This is a genomic window from Sulfitobacter sp. 15WGC, from assembly GCF_005068605.1.
Lineage (GTDB): Bacteria > Pseudomonadota > Alphaproteobacteria > Rhodobacterales > Rhodobacteraceae > Sulfitobacter > Sulfitobacter faviae.
Map to the genome: position 1 here is coordinate 1 of NZ_SZNL01000105.1, position 254 is coordinate 254.

Below are 254 nucleotides of genomic sequence, written 5' to 3' on the forward strand. Positions count from 1 at the left end.
AATTAGGGGCCTTAGCCGGAGGTCAGGGTTGTTTCCCTCTCCACGACGGACGTTAGCATTCGCCGTGTGTCTGCCATCCAGTACTCCTCGGTATTCGGAGTTTGGTTAGGATCAGTAAGCCTGTGGGCCCCATTACCCATCCAGTGCTCTACCCCCGAGGGTATTCGGATGACGCTCTACCTAAATAGATTTCGCAGAGAACCAGCTATCTCCGAGTTTGATTGGCCTTTCACCCCTAGGCACAGCTCATCCCG

Annotated in this window: 1 rRNA gene; it reads right to left on the reverse strand. The window is 54.3% G+C overall.

The annotated features are described in order from the left end of the window. Positions 1-254 (reverse strand): 23S ribosomal RNA (locus tag FCK22_RS18160); the annotation flags it as partial.